Origin of the sequence: Kitasatospora sp. NPDC057595 (genome assembly GCF_042800875.1) — a bacterium.
Classification (GTDB): Bacteria; Actinomycetota; Actinomycetes; order Streptomycetales; family Streptomycetaceae; genus Kitasatospora.
This window is the reverse complement of the sequence record NZ_JBHVGL010000002.1, coordinates 125521-141743: the sequence shown is the minus strand read 5'-3', so window position 1 is coordinate 141743 and position 16223 is coordinate 125521. Positions and strand designations below refer to the sequence as shown.

Annotated in this window: 17 protein-coding genes; 6 read left to right on the top strand and 11 right to left on the bottom strand. The window is 74.4% G+C overall.

The window, feature by feature from the left end:
• Position 1: 1 nt before the first annotated feature.
• Positions 2 to 1282 (bottom strand): sensor histidine kinase, encoded by a 1281-nt coding sequence (locus ACFU9E_RS04035; protein ID WP_380683003.1) that lies wholly within the window; start codon positions 1280 to 1282, stop codon positions 2 to 4.
• 307 nt (positions 1283 to 1589) lie between these two features.
• Between ACFU9E_RS04035 and phoU the strand changes: the two genes are divergently transcribed.
• Both phoU and ACFU9E_RS04025 read left to right on the top strand, forming a co-directional pair.
• Positions 1590 to 2273 carry a phosphate signaling complex protein PhoU gene (phoU, locus tag ACFU9E_RS04030; protein ID WP_380683002.1) on the top strand — a complete coding sequence of 228 codons (684 nt, stop codon included), beginning with the start codon at positions 1590 to 1592 and terminating at the stop codon, positions 2271 to 2273.
• A gap of 189 nt (positions 2274 to 2462) precedes the next feature.
• Positions 2463 to 2639 carry a hypothetical protein gene (locus ACFU9E_RS04025; RefSeq protein ID WP_355357745.1) on the top strand — a complete coding sequence of 59 codons (177 nt, stop codon included), beginning with the start codon at positions 2463 to 2465 and terminating at the stop codon, positions 2637 to 2639.
• A 161-nt stretch (positions 2640 to 2800) separates the two neighbouring features.
• On the opposite strand, the gene ACFU9E_RS04020 is transcribed toward ACFU9E_RS04025, so the two are convergent.
• On the bottom strand, positions 2801 to 3388 hold the full coding sequence (locus ACFU9E_RS04020) for a lytic polysaccharide monooxygenase (RefSeq protein ID WP_380683001.1): 588 nt from the start codon (positions 3386 to 3388) through the stop codon (positions 2801 to 2803).
• Positions 3389 to 3622: 234 nt separating this feature from the next.
• A complete protein-coding gene (locus ACFU9E_RS04015) occupies positions 3623 to 4381 on the bottom strand; it encodes a phosphoglyceromutase (protein WP_380682999.1) in 759 nt (252 codons plus the stop codon).
• Between the two features lie 149 nt (positions 4382 to 4530).
• On the opposite strand from ACFU9E_RS04015, the gene ACFU9E_RS04010 reads away from it, so the two are divergent.
• Positions 4531 to 5841, top strand: a complete 1311-nt coding sequence (locus ACFU9E_RS04010) for an MDR family MFS transporter (RefSeq protein WP_380682998.1) — start codon at positions 4531 to 4533, stop codon at positions 5839 to 5841.
• Positions 5842 to 5854: 13 nt separating this feature from the next.
• Here ACFU9E_RS04010 and ACFU9E_RS04005 read toward each other — a convergent pair whose 3' ends face one another.
• Entirely contained in the window at positions 5855 to 6427 is a 573-nt protein-coding gene (locus ACFU9E_RS04005; protein ID WP_380682997.1) for a YbjN domain-containing protein, read from the bottom strand.
• Positions 6428 to 6527: 100 nt separating this feature from the next.
• Positions 6528 to 7910, bottom strand: a complete 1383-nt coding sequence (gene mshA / locus ACFU9E_RS04000; RefSeq protein ID WP_380683010.1) for a D-inositol-3-phosphate glycosyltransferase — start codon at positions 7908 to 7910, stop codon at positions 6528 to 6530.
• Positions 7911 to 8114: 204 nt separating this feature from the next.
• Here mshA and ACFU9E_RS03995 point away from each other — a divergent pair, with 204 nt between their 5' ends.
• Positions 8115 to 8948: a class I SAM-dependent methyltransferase gene (locus tag ACFU9E_RS03995; RefSeq protein WP_380682996.1), complete on the top strand. Its 834-nt coding sequence runs from the start codon at positions 8115 to 8117 to the stop codon at positions 8946 to 8948.
• Between the two features lie 118 nt (positions 8949 to 9066).
• Here the strand turns inward: ACFU9E_RS03995 and ACFU9E_RS03990 are convergent, their stop codons facing one another.
• Positions 9067 to 9618: an O-acetyl-ADP-ribose deacetylase gene (locus ACFU9E_RS03990; RefSeq protein ID WP_380683009.1), complete on the bottom strand. Its 552-nt coding sequence runs from the start codon at positions 9616 to 9618 to the stop codon at positions 9067 to 9069.
• Between the two features lie 240 nt (positions 9619 to 9858).
• Here ACFU9E_RS03990 and ACFU9E_RS03985 point away from each other — a divergent pair, with 240 nt between their 5' ends.
• Entirely contained in the window at positions 9859 to 11358 is a 1500-nt protein-coding gene (locus tag ACFU9E_RS03985; RefSeq protein WP_380682995.1) for a PP2C family protein-serine/threonine phosphatase, read from the top strand.
• A 129-nt stretch (positions 11359 to 11487) separates the two neighbouring features.
• Here ACFU9E_RS03985 and ACFU9E_RS03980 read toward each other — a convergent pair whose 3' ends face one another.
• The 4 genes from ACFU9E_RS03980 to ACFU9E_RS03965 form a co-directional block, all read right to left on the bottom strand.
• Positions 11488 to 11841, bottom strand: a complete 354-nt coding sequence (locus tag ACFU9E_RS03980; RefSeq protein WP_380684976.1) for a DUF2516 family protein — start codon at positions 11839 to 11841, stop codon at positions 11488 to 11490.
• 113 nt (positions 11842 to 11954) lie between these two features.
• Entirely contained in the window at positions 11955 to 12491 is a 537-nt protein-coding gene (locus tag ACFU9E_RS03975; protein WP_380684975.1) for a hypothetical protein, read from the bottom strand.
• A 20-nt stretch (positions 12492 to 12511) separates the two neighbouring features.
• On the bottom strand, positions 12512 to 12925 hold the full coding sequence (locus ACFU9E_RS03970) for a helix-turn-helix transcriptional regulator (RefSeq protein WP_355357719.1): 414 nt from the start codon (positions 12923 to 12925) through the stop codon (positions 12512 to 12514).
• Positions 12926 to 13013: 88 nt separating this feature from the next.
• Positions 13014 to 14153, bottom strand: coding sequence for a MerR family transcriptional regulator (locus tag ACFU9E_RS03965; RefSeq protein ID WP_380684974.1), 1140 nt, complete (start codon positions 14151 to 14153; stop codon positions 13014 to 13016).
• A 170-nt stretch (positions 14154 to 14323) separates the two neighbouring features.
• Here ACFU9E_RS03965 and ACFU9E_RS03960 point away from each other — a divergent pair, with 170 nt between their 5' ends.
• Positions 14324 to 14941 carry a YceI family protein gene (locus tag ACFU9E_RS03960; protein WP_380684973.1) on the top strand — a complete coding sequence of 206 codons (618 nt, stop codon included), beginning with the start codon at positions 14324 to 14326 and terminating at the stop codon, positions 14939 to 14941.
• 267 nt (positions 14942 to 15208) lie between these two features.
• Here the strand turns inward: ACFU9E_RS03960 and ACFU9E_RS03955 are convergent, their stop codons facing one another.
• Positions 15209 to 16174: a LysR family transcriptional regulator gene (locus ACFU9E_RS03955; RefSeq protein ID WP_380684972.1), complete on the bottom strand. Its 966-nt coding sequence runs from the start codon at positions 16172 to 16174 to the stop codon at positions 15209 to 15211.
• Between the last annotated feature and the right edge of the window lie 49 nt (positions 16175 to 16223).

Here is a 16223-nt window from a genome sequence, read left to right as displayed (position 1 = left end):
ATCAGGCCTCCGGGGCAAGCTGGGGGGTTGTTTCTGACAGGGGTTCCGCGGAGTCCCCCGCACGGGGCCGGTCCACGGGAGCCTGCCCGGCGGGCAGGCGGAGGGTGAAGGTGGAGCCCTGGCCCTCGACGCTCCACACCGACACGGTGCCGCCGTGCGAGGCGGCCACGTGCTTGACGATGGAGAGTCCGAGGCCGGTGCCGCCGGTCTGCCGGGAGCGTGCGGGGTCGACCCGGTAGAAGCGTTCGAAGACCCGCTCGCGGTCCTTCTCGGAGATGCCGATGCCCTGGTCGGTCACCGAGATCTCGATCAGCTCGCCGTCGGCCTCGCCCAGCGCGGCGGCGCTGGATATCCGGCGGGTGGCGATGGCGACCCTGGTCCGCGGCGGGCTGTAGTTGACGGCGTTCTCGACGAGGTTGCCGAGCGCGGCGGCGAGCTGGCCGCGGTTGCCGTGCAGGTAGAGGCCGGCGATGCCGCCGGCCGCGATGAGGATCTGCTTGGCGGCGGCCTGCTGGCGGCAGCGGTCGATCGCCTCGGCGATCAGCTCGTCCACCGCGACCGGCTCCGGGTCGACCATCAGCCGGTCGTCCTGGACCCGGGAGAGGTCGATGATCTCCTGGACCAGGCTGGCCAGCCTGGTCGCCTCGATCTGCATCCGGCCGGCGAAGCGCTGCACCGCCTCCGGGTCGTCGGCCGCGTCCGCGACCGCCTCGGAGAGCAGTGAGAGCGCGCCGACCGGGGTCTTGAGCTCGTGGCTGACGTTGGCGACGAAGTCGCGGCGGACGGCCTCCACCCGGCGGCGCTCGGTCTGGTCCTCGACCAGCACCAGGACCAGCCGGGAGCCCAGCGGGGCGACCCGGGCCGAGACCGCGAGCGGCTCGGCGGCGCGCGCCGCGCCCGGGCGGGGCAGCTCCAGGTCGAGCTGGCGGATCTCGCCGTCCCGGCGGGTGGAGCGGGCCAGCGAGAGCAGCTGGTCGACGGCGACGGCGCCGCCGCGCACCAGGCCCATCGCGTACGCCGCCGAGCTGGCCTTGACCACGTCGTCGCTCTCGCCGAGCACGATCGCGCAGGAGCGCAGCACGGAGAGCACGGTGTCGACCCCCGGGGGCAGCGGGGGTTCCTGGGCGGCCAGGCTCTGGTGCCGGCCCTGATTGCGGTTGGTTCCGCCGTACCTGCCCCTCGCCTGCTCGCGCTCGCTCCAACGGAAGGCGATCGAGGCCGTGAGGCCGACGCCGAGCCCGGCTATGGCGCAGGCAGCGGCGGCGGCCACGTTCACGTCCATAACGCCAGCCTAAGCGCACGGTGCGGGCGCTCCCCAAGGCCCCGATCAAGGGATCGGCCACGCGTTGCCGAGAATTCACCTTCAAGTAGCCACTGATTCACCGAACGGGTCGTGCGTGGTCGCCCGGACGGCTCACAGTGGGCGCCGGAGCCCGTGTGGGAGGGGTGGCCCGGCCGGACGGCCGCCCGCCGCCCCGGGTGTGCGCGTACGATGCGCGCCACCAGCAGCGGTCATCCATTCGTCGTTCAGATCGTCGTACCGGATGGCCGGTCGGCACCGCCACCGACACAGCTACTGAGGAGAGAGCATGCGCGACGCGTACCACGAGGAACTCGACTCGATCGGCGACAGCCTGGTCGAGATGGCCCGGCTGGTCGGTTCGGCCCTCGGGCGGGCGACCACGGCGCTCCTCGACGCGGACCTGGCGCTGGCGGAGAGCGTGATCGCCGCCGACCAGAAGATCAACGAGCTGCACCACGACCTGGAGAACCGGGCGATCGACCTGCTGGCCCGTCAGCAGCCGGTCGCCACCGACCTGCGCATCGTGGTCACCTCGCTGCGGATGAGCTCCGACCTGGAGCGCTGCGGCGACCTCGCCCAGCACGTCGCCAAGGTCGCGCGGCTGCGCTACCCCGAGTCGGCCGTCCCCGGCGACCTGCACGCGACGGTCCTGGAGCTCGGGCAGCTCGCCCAGCGGCTGGTCGCCAAGGCCGGCCTGGTGATCGCCACCAAGGACGTCGACAAGGCGCTGGAGCTGGAGCAGGACGACGACGCGATCGACGCGCTGCACCGCGAGCTGTTCGCGCACCTCATCGACGAGCGCTGGCACCACGGCATCGAGACCGCGGTGGACGTCACCCTGGTCGGCCGCTACTACGAGCGGTTCGCCGACCACGCGGTCTCGGTGGCCAAGCGCGTGGTGTACCTGGTGACCGGCGAGCACGTGGACGAGTTCGTCGCGGCGACCGAGGCCGCCGCCGAGGTGGAGTGACCCCGGGCGGCTCCTCCCCCTCGGGTGGCTTCATCCCTGGGGGTGAGTAAACCCGGGGCGGGGGTGGTGGGGAAGCACGGGCAGCCGGGCTCCCCACCACTGCGCGCCCGTTGACGCTCCCTCCGGTCGGCGGCTTCACTCGATGCCGTGGGCACCGAGGTGTGCCCGTCAGAAGGAGGGGTCAGCGCGATGAAGGCAAACCCGACCGGCCCGGCATCGGCTCCCGACACCATCGAACCCGTCGCCCCGAAGCTGCTGCCCGTCCTCGCGGCCGGCTGCGGCTGTGGACCGGGCTGCGGCTGCGGCTGCCAGTCCGGCGCGCCCTGCCAGTGCGGCGGTGCCGACGGCGGCTGCTGCGGCCACTGAGGCCGCCCGTCCGACCCTCCCCCGGTGCTGTCGCGGAGCTCCGGGGTGCACGGCTGCCGTGGGAGACGGCCGTGCACCCCGGCCTCCTCACCGCCGGAGCGCCGACGGGGTCCACCGGGTGGGCGCCCGCCGCGCGGTGACCGCGCCGGCCGGGCCGGGCGTCAGAAGCTGACGTCCGCGCAGGAGTAGAAGGCGTTGCCGGTGTCGGCGACGTCCCAGACCGCGACGACCACCTGGTGGCCGGTCCGGCCGGACGGCAGGGTCGCGGTGTGGCTGAGCGTGCTGGGCACCTGGGTGCCGTTGTAGGGCACGTTCAGGAACGGGGTCAGCTCCAGGTTGGCCCGGGTGACCGGCTGGGTCGCGTTGTACCCGGACTTGGTCAGGTAGTACCGGAAGCCCGAGGTGGCGTGCCGGGCGGTGAACCGCCAGGTGAAGGTGAGCCGCTGGCCCGCCGAGACGGCGGTGGTCGGCCAGGCCCCGCCGCGCGGGTCGTCCAGCTCGGCGAACCGGTCGTTGCCGCCGGCGCAGATGGTGCCGTCGGCCGGCCCCGCCGCCGGGAAGCCCTTCGGTCCCTCGACGCTCTGCGGCTCCCAGCGGATGTCTCCGCAGTCGGTCACCGTGCCCGCGCCGCAGAGCGCGGCCCGGCTGGGCGGGGTGGTGATGTAGCCGTGCGACTGCGCCGGAAGGGCGACCGCGACCGGCACCGCGAGGGCGGCGATCACGGCTCCGACGACATGACGTGTGCGCATGGTGCTCCTCCGTGGGGGTGGATGGAGAGTGCGCCGGGCGCGGACACGCGCGCGTGGGGGGGCTGGCATGCCTGCGCCGGGTCGGCGCTCACACCGTAGGAGCCGCCACCGGGGCCGTCAATGGTCTGAACCACTTCTGCGACACACCGAACTCGCCGCAGCCACAGGCCAGTTGAAAGCGAAGGGCCCCGCTCCCCCAGTGCGGGGAACGGGGCCCTCGACGGCCGGTCCGGGTTACTTCTTGCCCTGGTTCTTGACGGCCTCGATCGCGGCGGCGGCGGCCTCGGCGTCGAGGTAGCGGCCACCCTTGGTGATCGGCTTGAAGTCGGCGTCCAGCTCGTAGACCAGCGGGATGCCGGTCGGGATGTTGAGGCCGGCGATGTCGGCGTCGGAGATGCCGTCGAGGTGCTTGACCAGCGCCCGCAGGCTGTTGCCGTGGGCGGTCACCAGGACGGTACGGCCGGCGGCGAGGTCCGGGACGATGGCGTCGTACCAGTACGGGAGCATCCGCTCGACGACGTCCTTCAGGCACTCGGTGCGCGGACGCAGCTCGCTCGGGATCTCGGCGTAGCGGGCGTCACCGGCCTGCGAGTACTCGGCGTCGTCGGCCAGCACCGGCGGCGGGGTGTCGTACGAGCGGCGCCACAGCTGGAACTGCTCCTCGCCGAACTCGGCCAGGGTCTGGGCCTTGTCCTTGCCCTGGAGCGCGCCGTAGTGCCGCTCGTTCAGGCGCCAGCTGCGGCTGACCGGGATCCAGTGGCGGTCGGCCTTGTCCAGGGCGATCTGCGAGGTGCGGATGGCACGGCGCAGCAGCGAGGTGTGCAGCACGTCCGGGAGGAAGCCCTCGGCGGCGAGCAGCTCGCCACCGCGCGCGGCCTCCTTCTCGCCCTTCTCGTTGAGGTCGACGTCGACCCAACCGGTGAACAGGTTCTTCTGGTTCCACTCGCTCTCGCCGTGGCGGAGCAGGATGAGTCGGTACGTCGTGTCAGCCATGGCCCCCAGCTTAGTGGAGCCCGGAAAACCGCTGGTCGGGACCCATGCTCGACAGGTAAGGTGTGACCCGCTTCAGAGACTCTTACTCTCCTGCTGAGCGGTCCTGCCCGTACGGCTCAGCGGACGTCCGCCTGCCCGGGAGCCCCCACATGCCCGATTCCTCCCTGTCCGCTCGCACCTCCAGAGCCGTCGCCGAGGCGGTGAGCGGGCTCCCGCGCCAGTTCTGGTGGCTCTGGACCAGCACGCTGATCAACAAGCTCGGCGCGTTCGTGGTCACCTTCCTGGCGCTCTACCTCACGACCGACCGGGGCTACTCGGCCTCGTACGCGGGGCTGGTCGCCTCGCTGTTCGGCCTGGGCTCGGCGATCGCCTCCGTCGTCGCCGGGGTGCTGGCCGACCGGATCGGGCGGCGGCCGACGCTGGTCGCCGCCCAGCTCGGCACCGCCCTGTTCACCGCGCTGCTCGGCTTCAGCGACGGACAGGTGACCATCGCGGTGGTCGCCTTCCTGGTCGGCTTCTGCAACAACGCGACCCGGCCGGCGACCTCGGCCATCATCGCGGACATCGTGCCCGCCGAGGACCGGGTCCGTGCCTTCGCGCTGAACTACTGGGCGATCAACATCGGCTTCGGCCTCTCCGCGGCGGTGGCCGGTCTGATCGCCACCCACGGCTACCTCACGCTCTTCGTGCTGGACGCGCTCTCCACGGTGGTCTGCGCGGTCGTCATCTTCCTGCGCATCCCCGAGACCAGGCCCGAGGCGCCCGCCGCGGCCCCGGGCGGCGCGGGGGCCCCGCCGGCGATCGGCCTCGGCGCGGTGTTCCAGGACGGCCGCTTCATGGCGGTGGTGGTGCTCAACCTGCTGCTCGCCCTGGTCGCCCAGCAGGGCTCCACCACGCTGGCCGTGGACATGGGCCGGGCCGGAATCACCTCCACCCAGTATGGCCTGGTGATCGGGCTCAACGGTCTGCTCATCGTGGTGCTGCAGATCCCGCTCACCCGGTGGATGGCGGGGCGGGACCGGACGGCGCTGCTGGTCGCCAGCGCGCTGCTGATCGGCTGGGGCTTCGGGCTGACCGCGCTGGCCGGCTCCTCGGCCTGGTTCTACGCCTTCACCGTGGCGGTCTGGACGCTCGGCGAGATCCTGAACGCGCCGACCATGATGGGCCTGGTCGCCGAGCTGTCGCCGGCCGAGGCGCGCGGCCGCTACCAGGGCGTCTACTCGCTCTCCTGGTCGCTCGCCTCGTTCCTCGGCCCGGCGGCGGGCGGGGTGCTGCTGGAGCGGGCCGGCAGCGGGGTGATGTGGGGGGCGTGCGCGGTGCTCGGCATGGCCGCCGCCGGCGGGTACGTGCTGCTCGGCCGGCGGCCGGGGGCCGCGCTGGCGAAGTCCGTGGACCCGGCGGCGGTCCCGGCCCCGCGCGCGGAGCGGGCCGTCGAGCCGGAGCGGACCGCGGCGGGCTGAGCCTCCCGGCCGGCTACTCCGCGGCGGGCCGCCCGGCCGTCGGCTGCCCGGCGGCCGACGGCTCGGCGGCGGGCTGCCCGGCGACCGGGGTGGCGAGGTGGGCGAAGGCGGCCAGGTTGCGGGTGGACTCCCCGCGCTTGGTCCGCCACTCCCACTCCCGCCGGATCGCGGTGGCGAAACCCAGCTCCAGCAGGGTGTTGAACGGCTCGTCGGCGTTCTCCAGCACCGTGCCCAGCAGCCGGTCCACGGTGTCCGGGGTCAGCGCCTCCAGCGGCAGCCGGCCCGCCAGGTAGACGTCCCCGAGCCGGTCGATCGCGTACGCCACACCGTGGAGCCGGGTGTTGCGCTCCAGCAGCCAGCGGTAGACCGCCTCGTGGTTCTCGTCCGGGCGGCGGACCACGAAGGCGTTCACCGAGAGGGTGTGGTCGCCGACCCGCAGCGCGCAGGTGGTGCTCAGCTTCCGGGTGCCCGGGAGCGCCGCCACCAGGGTGTACGGGTCGGCGGGGGCCTGCTCCCAGGCCACCCCGGCCTCGTCCAGGGCGGAACGCAGGAGGGTCAGGGCCTCGTCCTTGGTGCGGATTGCCATGGGGGTGACGTTACTCGGCGGTACGCCCGGGCGCAGCAGTACAGCGCGCCGGTGCACCGCAGCAGTACGACCGCGGGGTGCCGGCCCGGCCTCCTGCGGCTCAGGCCCGCCGCTGGCGCGCCCCGGCCAGCCGGCCGACCGGGCGGACCAGGCTGCCGGCGTACACCTCGGCGGTGGTCGCGGCGGCGGTGTCCCAGCCGAACCCGGCCGCGTGCCGGGCCGCCGCGTCGCCCCGCCGGGCCACCAGCTCCGGGTCGGTGACGTACGGCTCCAGCGCGTACGACCAGGCCACCGGGTCGTGGCCGCCCACCAGGGTGCCGGTCTCGCCGTCCCGGACGGCCACCGGCAGGCCGCCCACCGAGGCCGCCACCACCGGCGTGCCGCAGGCCTGCGCCTCCAGCGCGACCAGCCCGAACGACTCGCTGTACGAGGGCATCACCAGCGCCGTCGCGGCCCGGTACCACTCGGCGAGCAGCGCCTGGCCCACCGGCGGGTGGAAGCGCACCACGTCGCCGATGCCCAGCTGGGCGGCCAGCTTGTGCAGGCTCTCCGGCCTGGCCAGCCCGGTGCCGGACGGACCGCCGACCACCGGCACCACCAGCCGCTCGCGCAGCTCCGGGCGCCGCTCCAGCAGGACGGCGACCGCGCGCAGCAGCACGTCGGGGGCCTTCAGCGGCTGGATGCGGCCGGCGAAGAGCAGCACCGCGGCCTCGGCGGGCAGCCCGAGCCGGGCCCGGGCGGCCCGGCGGGCCCGCGCGGCGCCCGGTGCCGCCGGGCGGAAGACGTCCAGGTTGACCCCCGGGTGGACGACGGCCAGCTGGTCCGGGCGCGCCCCGTAGAACCGGGACAGCTCGGCGGCCTCCTCGGTGGTGTTGGCGATCAGCCGGTCGGCCGCCTCCACCACCTGGGTCTCGCCGATCACCCGGGCCGGCGGCTCGGGGGTGTCGCCCTCGGCCAGCGCCGCGTTCTTCACCTTCGCCATGGTGTGCATGGTGTGCACCAGCGGCACGCCCCAGCGCTGCGCCGCCAGCCAGCCGACGTGGCCGGAGAGCCAGTAGTGCGAGTGGACCAGGTCGTAGTGGCCGGGGCGGTGGCCGGCCTCGGTGCGGAGCACCCCGTGGGTGAAGGCGCACAGCTGGGCGGGCAGGTCCTCCTTCAGCAGGCCCTCGTAGGGGCCCGCCGTGACGTGCCGGACCAGCACGCCGGGGGCCAGCTCCACGGTGGGCGCGTCGTCCGAGCAGATCGCCCGGGTGAACACCTCGACCTCGATGTTGAGCTCGGCCAGCCGCTTGGCCAGCTCCACGATGTAGACGTTCATGCCGCCCGCGTCGCCCGTCCCCGGCTGGTGCAGCGGGGAGGTGTGGACGCTGAGCATCGCTATCCGGCGCGGACGGCGCCGACCGCCCTGGACGAGCGACTGGAGCCGGCCTCGCGCGGGCGTGGCCGGCTGGGCACGGCGCACCGAACGGACGGGGTGCTGGATCACCTGGCTGAAGCCTCCTCGTGTACTGCCCGCCTGGGCAGCCGTGCTCGCCTGCCGTCTGCTGCCCGGTGTGCGTGCGCTGCCGCCAAGGCACACATCACCAACAGTGTGCCAACCACGCGATCACCGACCGGCATTCCCGGGGCGCCGCATGAGTTGGGCCACGCCGCGGGCCGCCACCGCGGGCCCCGTACCCTGTGGGACATGGCCGCCTCCTTCCCCGACAGCACGACCGCGCCCGCCCGCGGACGGGCCGGGCGGCCGGTGGGCACCGTCACCCGCGGCACCACCAACACCAACCGGCTGCGCCGGATGGACCGCTGGATCGCCCATACGCTGGGGCCCGCGCTGCGCGCCGCCGAGCAGCCGCCGGTCGCCGTCGACCTCGGCTACGGCGCCGCGCCGTGGACGGCCGTCGAGCTGTCCGGCCGGCTGCGCGCGGTGCGGCCGGACGTCCGGGTGGTCGGGATCGAGATCGAACCGGCCCGGGTCGCCGCCGCGCTGCCGTACGCGGTGCCACCGCTGCTGACCTTCCGGCGCGGCGGCTTCGAGGTGCCGCTGGACGGCGGGGCGCCCGCCCGGCTGATCCGGGCCGCCAATGTGCTGCGGCAGTACGACGAGTCGGCGGTGGCCGCGGTCTGGGAGCGGCTGCGCGCCCGGCTCGCCCCGGACGGGCTGCTGGTCGAGGGCACCTGCGACGAGATCGGCCGCCGGCACGTCTGGGTGGCGCTCGGTCCCGAGGGGCCGCGGACGGTGACCTTCGCGGCCCGGCTGGGCGGCCTCGGCCAGCCGTCCGACCTGGCCGAACGGCTGCCGAAGGCGCTGATCCACCACAACGTGCCGGGGCGGCCGGTGCACGCCTTCCTGCGCGACTTCGACCGCGCCTGGGCGGCGGCGGCGCCGTACGGGGCGTTCGGCGCCCGGCAGCGCTGGGTGGCGGCCTGCACCTCGCTGGCCGGGGCGTGGCCGCTGGTGGACGCGCGCGGGCGGTGGCGGCAGGGCGAGGTCACCCTGCCCTGGTCGGCACTGGCCCCGTAACGACGACGACGGACCGCCGGGTACCGGTGGCCGGGCCCATGGTTTCACTCGAACGAGTTATCGAATACCTCTGGCGCGTTGACGCCTCGCCGCGCCACCATGGGACCCGGCCGAAGGGTCACTCCCGTCCCGCCAGCCCCAGCTCCAGCCGCACGCCCGCGAACACCTCGTACATCTCCGATCCGAACAACACGAACCGCACCTCCTCGGGTCCGCCGCCCGGCTCCGCCGTCACCGCCGCGACGGTGCCGAGCGCGATCCTGGCCGCATCCGCCGGCGGCCACCCGAAGATCCCGGCCGACACGGCCGGGAAGGCCACCGTGCGCGCGTCCAGCTCCGCCGCCACCCGGAGCGACTCGCGGTAGCAGGAGGCCAGCAGCCCCGCCCGCTCCTCGTACTCGTCCGCCAGGTAGACCGGCCCCACGGTGTGCACCACCCAGCGGGCCGGCAGGTCGCCGGCCGTGGTCGCCACCGCCTGCCCGGTGGGCAGTCCCCGCCCGTACCGCGAGGCCCGCAGCTCGCGACACTCCTCCAGGATCCGCGCCCCGCCCCGGCGGTGGATCGCCCCGTCCACACCACCGCCGCCCAGCAGGGAGGAATTGGCCGCGTTCACGACGACGTCCACCTGCTGAGCCGTGATGTCACCCTCGACCAGGGTGATCCGCGTCATCATCGTGCAACCCCTCTCGTCGCCCGCTCCGGCACCCGCCGGAACGGTCCCCCGTTCCTGTCCCGCCAGCCATCCAACACGCCGCCACCGGCGTGGCGACAGCCCCGACGGTGCCGGTCGGTCAGAGAAATCCCCGGAGATCACGTTATGGTCGCCAGAAGTTCCCCGCCGCGAGCTGCCGAGCGGGCACTGCGGACGGACGCCGACCGTTACGCATGCGGGGAAAGGGAGGATCAGCCGATGCCCGCAACGGGAGACGGGCGGGCACCTGGTGCCGCGGACCCGCCGGGCGCCCAGCGCGGCGCCCGCTCCGGGCGTGCCCGCGAACGGTCCGGCCCCGACGGCTCCCCGGCACCGGCCCGCCAACCGGCCGGCCCGGCCACCGCGGCCGCGCCGATACCCCACCCGCGGTCGGACACCGCCCCTGCGGGGCCGTCCGGCTCCACCCCCGCCGCCACCGCCCCGCTCAAGCTGCTGGTGATCGAGGACGACGCCACCGACGCCCATCTGCTCAAGGCCGCGGTGGCCGACAGCGGCGCCCCGATCGAGATCCACTGGACCCGCGGACTCGACCAGGCCTTCGCGCTGCTCACCCCCGCCGCCTCCGGATCCCGGCGCGGGCGCCCGCGCGGCCCCGAGTTCACCCGCGGTGACTTCAGCTGCGTCCTGCTCGACCTCGCCGCCTCCGCCGACCTGCCGCACCCCTCGGACCCCTCGGACGGTCTGGAGGGCCTGCACGAACTGCTCCGCCGGGCCCCGCACACCGCCGTCGTCGTCCTCACCGACGCCGCCGGCGCCCAACTCGGCGCGGCCGCGGTGGCCGCCGGTGCCCAGGACTTCCTGGTCAAGGACGAGACGGACGGCCCGCTGCTGGCCCGCGCCCTGCGCTACGCCGTCGAGCGCAAGCGCGCCGACGAGTCGCAGCGCCGGCTCGTCGAGGCCGAACTGCGCGGCCAGGAGAACGCCCGGCTGCAGCGCCACCTGCTGCCCACCCCGCTGCTCGACGGCGCCAACCTCTCCTTCACCCGCCGCTACCGCCCCGGCCGCCGCCGCGCCCTGCTCGGCGGCGACTTCTACGACGCGGTGCGCACCGAGGACGGCACCGTCCACGTGGTGATCGGCGACGTCTGCGGCCACGGCCCCGACGAGGCCGCGCTCGGCGTGGCGCTGCGGATAGCGTGGCGGACCCTGGTCTTCGCCGGCCTCACCGGCGAGGCCCTGCTGACCACCCTGCAGCACGTGCTGGAGCACGAGCGGCGCAGCGACGAGATCTTCGCCACGCTCTGCATGCTGAGCATCGAACCGGGCGACGCCACCGCCCCGGCGACCGCCGAACGGGCCCGGCTGCACCTCGCCGGCCACCCGCCGCCGCTGCTGCTCGGCGAGGACCACGCCCCGGTCGGCCTGCCCGCCGACCACGCCGGTCCCGCGCTCGGCCTGCTCCCCTGCGACGACTGCCAGGCCGTCTGGCCGGCCCACCGGTTCGAGCTGCCCCCCGGCTGGCGGCTGCTGCTCTACACCGACGGACTGATCGAGGGACGGATCGGCGCCGGCTCCCGCCGCCTCGGCCAGGACGGCCTGGCCGCCCTCATCGGCGACCACCAGGCCGCCGGGCTCACCCGGGGCCGGCTGGTCGACAGCGCGATCGCCGAGGTCGAGGAGCTGAACGGCGGAGCGCTGACGGACGACGTCGCGGTGCTACTGCTGGAGCGCAACCCGGCGCCGCTACTCCTGGGCTAGGCCGCCCCGGGCCCTCTGTTTCGGGGCACCGGGGCACCGGGGCACCGGGGCACCGGGGCACCGGGAAACGCCGAGCCCCGACGTCCGCGCGGGTGGCCCGCCGGACGCCGGGGCTCGGTGCTCCCGCCGTCACCAGGGCCCGTACGGCCCCATGTTGCGCTGGTCGCCCCGGCCGCCGCCCCGCTGGGTGAGCGCCCGGATCGCCGGGCGGACGTCGACCACGTAGACGATCGCCGCGACCAGACCGCCCAGGGTCAGGAAGCTGGTCATGAAGTTCGCGCCGAACAGCAGGTCCAGCCCGAACGCGACGCCGAGGATCGCCAGCCAGAAGCCCTTGGTCTTCTTGTCGGCCGCCCGGTAGGCGTCCTCCGGGCGGGTGGCGGCGTCGATCAGTGCGAACAGCTTGTAGCCCAGAATGGCGACGGCCAGCCACCAGAACGGATTCAGGTAGTCCAGGAACAGAATCTGGGCCACTCCGCCCATCACGGCCTCCTCGTCTCGCTGCGGCACCCCGTCCGTCCATCCTGGCACGGCGGGGCGTCCGCCAAGGGGTCAACGGCCCGGTGGCACCCGATGCGCCCCGGGACCGCGCGGTGCTACTCCGCGCTCTTGCGGGACCGGCCGCGCTTCGGGGCGGCGGCGGGTGCCTCGTCCCCGGCCACCGCCTCCTCGACCAGCTCGCCCTCGACGAGTTCGCCCCCGGCCTCCTCGGCGTCGACCCGCTCGGCGACCGCCTCGGCCGCACCGGCCTCGGCGCCGCGCCCGCGGTCGACCGCGACCTTGCCGCGCTCGGCCAGCCCGTCGTAGGTCTCCTTGGCCTTCACCGCCAGCTCGACGGCGCGGCCGACCTGCTGGAGCGCGAAGGTCTGCGCCTTCTCCTGCAGCGTCCTCAGGTCGGCCGGCAGCGCGGTGACGGTGTCGGTGACCTTGGACTGCGCCTCGACCAGCCGGGCCTGGGCCTCGGCCAGCCGGGCGGTGGCCTTCTCCTGGGTGCCCTTGCGGTCGGCCGCGAGCGCCTCGACCTTGCCGGGCACCTCCCGCAGCTTCTCGTAGGCGAGGTCCCCGGCGCCGGCGAGGGCGTACAGCGGGGTGGGGTCGGTCAGGGTCTTCTTGATGTCGTCCGTGATCGGCACGGCCGGTCCTCCCGTGGTGTCTAGGGTGCCTTGCCCTCGTGCTCGTCCGCGCTCCCGCCCGCACCCTCGTCCGCACCGGGCGGGCGCCCGGCGGCGTTCTCCTTGAGGAAGGCGTCGTAGACCGCGAGCAGCGCCTGCTTCTGCTGCTCGTTGATCAGCGGATCGGCGAGGATCGAGGCCCGCAGTTCCAGGCCCTCACCACGCCGTTCCTCCAGGATCCCGGCCTGGACGTAGAGCGTCTCCGCCGAGATCCGCAGCGCCTTGGCGATCTGCTGCAGGATCTCCGCGCTCGGCTTGCGCAACCCTCGCTCGATCTGGCTGAGGTAGGGGTTGGACACGCCGGCGGCCTCCGCCAACTGCCGCAACGAGTACTGCGCGTTGCGCCGCTGTTCGCGGATGTACTCGCCCAGCGAGCCGACGTTCAGGGAGGCCATGGGATCACCCTGCCCCACGCTGCTTGCTTTTGCAAGCGCACCGCTAGCACCAGCAAACGCTCCGGGGTGCGCCGAGGGTCGGGCCCGGTCAGGCCGGGAGGCGGACCGGCATGAGCACCGAGAAGGTGCCCGGGTGCTCGGGTGCGCGGATGGCGAGCGGGGCGATGGGCCCGCCGAGTTCGAGCACGAGCTGCCCCGGGGCGCCGGCCGCGAGCGCCTCCAGCAGGAAGTCCCGGTTGACCGCCACCCGCAGGGCGGCCGAGCCGGACGGGTCGGACGCGGCGGACGGGTCGAACGCGTCGGCAGCACGTGCGGGCGCCGCGACGGTGAGGCGGCCGGCCTCGTCGACGGCCAGCACGGCGACCTCGCAGGCGGCGCCGTCCGGGCCGGACGGGAGGGTGCGGGTCGGGGCGGACGCGACCGCCTCGCGCAGGTCGGCGGCGGACAGGCCGACCCGGCGGACGGGGTCCAGCCGGATCAGCGCGCGGTAGTCCGGGTAGTCGTGGTCGAGCGCGACGCCCTCGATCCGGTGGCCGTCCACCGCGACGCCCACCGCCGTCCCGTCCAGCACCAGCTCCGCCGTCCCGGCACCGGAGCCGGAGCCGAGCAGCGCGCGGAGGGCGTCGGCCAGGGCGGTCGGCACGATCGCGGCGGCGGAGGCGTCCGCCGCCGGGGCCTCGACCGGGACCTCGGCGAGGGCCATCCGGTAGCGGTCGGTGGCGACCAGCCGCAGCAGACCGCCGTCCAGGTCGAACAGCACGCCGGACAGGACCGGCAGCTCGGGGTCGCTGCCGACGGCGAAGCGGACCGCGTCCAGGGCCTCGGCCAGCGCGCGGGCGGGGACGGTGCAGCGGTGCTCGACGGGGGTGGCGGTCATCGGGTTCTCCCTCTGGTCGATCAGTCGACGGATCAGGGAGAGCTCCCGGCGCGCGTCGGCGAGGCCGTCCTCCAGCCGGCGCAGGTGCGCGTCGAGCAGCCGCCGGGCGGTGTCGCCGCCGGGGGCCGCGCCGAGCACCGCCCGGACGTCGGCCAGCGGCAGGCCCACCCGGCGCAGCCGGGCGAGCAGCCGGGCGTCGGCGAGCTGCTCGGGCGCGTACCAGCGGTAGCCGGTGCGCGGGTCGACACGGGCGGGGGCCAACACGTCGGCGCCGTCGTAGAAGCGCAGGGCGCTCACGCTCAGACCGCTGTCGCGGGCCAGCTCTCCGATGCTGCGCAGGTCGCTCTCCATGCCAGGGACTCTGGGGCCTCGACCGGGTCGAGGGTCAAGCCGGACGGCCGACCGGCTCCGACCCTATCGGCGGCCCCCGACCAGCATGGTTGAACTTTGAACGAAGTGGGGCTACAGTGGAGCCAACAAGTTGAAGCCTAAACAAATGGCTTCGGACCCGAGGAGGAGCCATGGGCCTTTTCAACCGCAACAAGAACACCACCGCCGCCGCGACCACCACCACCGTCGCCGTCACCGAAGGCTCGGACCTCGGCCACCTCTCGGGCGACTGGACCATCGACGCCACCCACAGCGAGATCGGCTTCTCCGTCCGCCACGCGATGGTCACCAACGTCAAGGGCCGCTTCACCGAGTACGACGGCAAGCTGCACCTCGACGGCACCACGCCGACCAACTCCAGCGCCGTGCTGGTCATCAAGGTCGGCAGCATCGACACCAACCAGGCGCAGCGCGACGAGCACCTGCGCACCAGCGACTTCTTCGCCGCCGAGACCTTCCCCGAGATGAGCTTCCGCAGCACCTCCGCCGAGCGCCTGCGCGACGACTCCTACCGGATGGCCGGCGAGCTGACCATCAAGGACGTCACCCGTCCGATCGTCCTGGACCTCGACTTCACCGGCCACGCCGTCGACGCCTACGGCGCGGACCGGGTCGGCTTCGAGGGCAAGGCCGTCCTGGACCGCACCGAGTGGGGCCTCACCTACAACGCGGCCCTGGAGACCGGCGGCGTGCTGATCGGCGAGAAGGTGAAGCTCACCTTCGACATCTCCGCAGTGAAGGCGGCCTGACCCGGCCGACCGCGGCCCCGGGCCCTGTGGGGCCCTCCCCGACCGCGGGCGCGCAGTCTCGACGCCCCCCTGCGACTGCGCGTCCGCAGCCAACCCCACCCCTGCCGACCCCCGAGCGGCAGGGGTGGGATCGTCTTCGGCTCGAACAACCGTCCGACGCCGGGTGATTCCTGGTCCGGCGCGATTTCGCGCACCGTTTTCTCCGCGCACCGCCTCCGCCTGGCCCCCGCCCGCACCGGTGACCACGCCGCCCGGGCGGCGGACCGCTCAGGGCGCCAGCAGCGCGGCGTCCGCCACCGGGAGCCAGCTGTCCGCCGGGCGCCGCAACCAGGCCTCCCGCGCACCGAGTTCGACGGCCGCGGAGAGCAGCGCGGTCAGTCCGGGATGCCGCAGGTCCGGGCGGTGCACCAGGCTCACCAGGCTGAGCGGCACCGGCTCGACGAGCGGAACGTTCACCGCCCCCGGCAGCACCGGACCGCCGACGGTGGTCAGCATCGGATCGCCGTGCCGGGCGAGGTAGCGGGCGGTCTCGTCCACCCCCACCGGTGGGACCCGCGGCGGTGCCGGCACCAGGCCGTGCTCGCGCAGCAGCCGCAGGCCGAGGTCGGTCCACTCGGTGGTGGCCGGGTTGCCCGCGCAGACGTCCACCGGATGGCCGGCCAGGTCCGCCGGCCGTAGCACCGGCCGATCGGCGAGCGGATGGCCGGCCGCCATCATCACCGAAATCCGCTCGAACCGGAGCGGCCGCTGGGCGAGTTGGGCGCGAACCCCGGAGGCCAGGCCGGCGAAGCGGCCGAACGAGACGTCCAGCCGGTGGGCGAGCAGTTCACCGGCGGCCGCCGCCAGACCACCGTGGAAGCGGGCCAGGAGTTCGCCCTCCGGCCAGTCGGCGCGGGCCCGTCGGAGCAGCCGGTGGCTGGTGAGGTCCGGTCCGGTGACGTCACTGTTGAGGTCCAGCAGCAGCGAACGGTGCGCGGCGCCGGCGAGGATCTCGTCGTGCAGTGCCAGCAGCCGGCGCGCCTTGGGCAGCAACCCGCTTCCGGCCGCGGTGAGTTCGACGTTGCGCGTGGTGCGGGTGAAGAGCGCGTCGCCGAGCAGCCCCTCCAGCGTCCGGACGTCCCGGCTGAGCGCCTGCTGCGCCACGTGCAGACGCTCGGCGGCCCGCCCGAAGTGCAGCGTCTCGGCGATCGCGACAAAACCGCGGAGCAGGCGGGGGTGCAGGTCACGGGGCATGGCGGCAGGCTAACAACGTCCCCGGGGGCGGGCGGGCCGATTTCTTCCG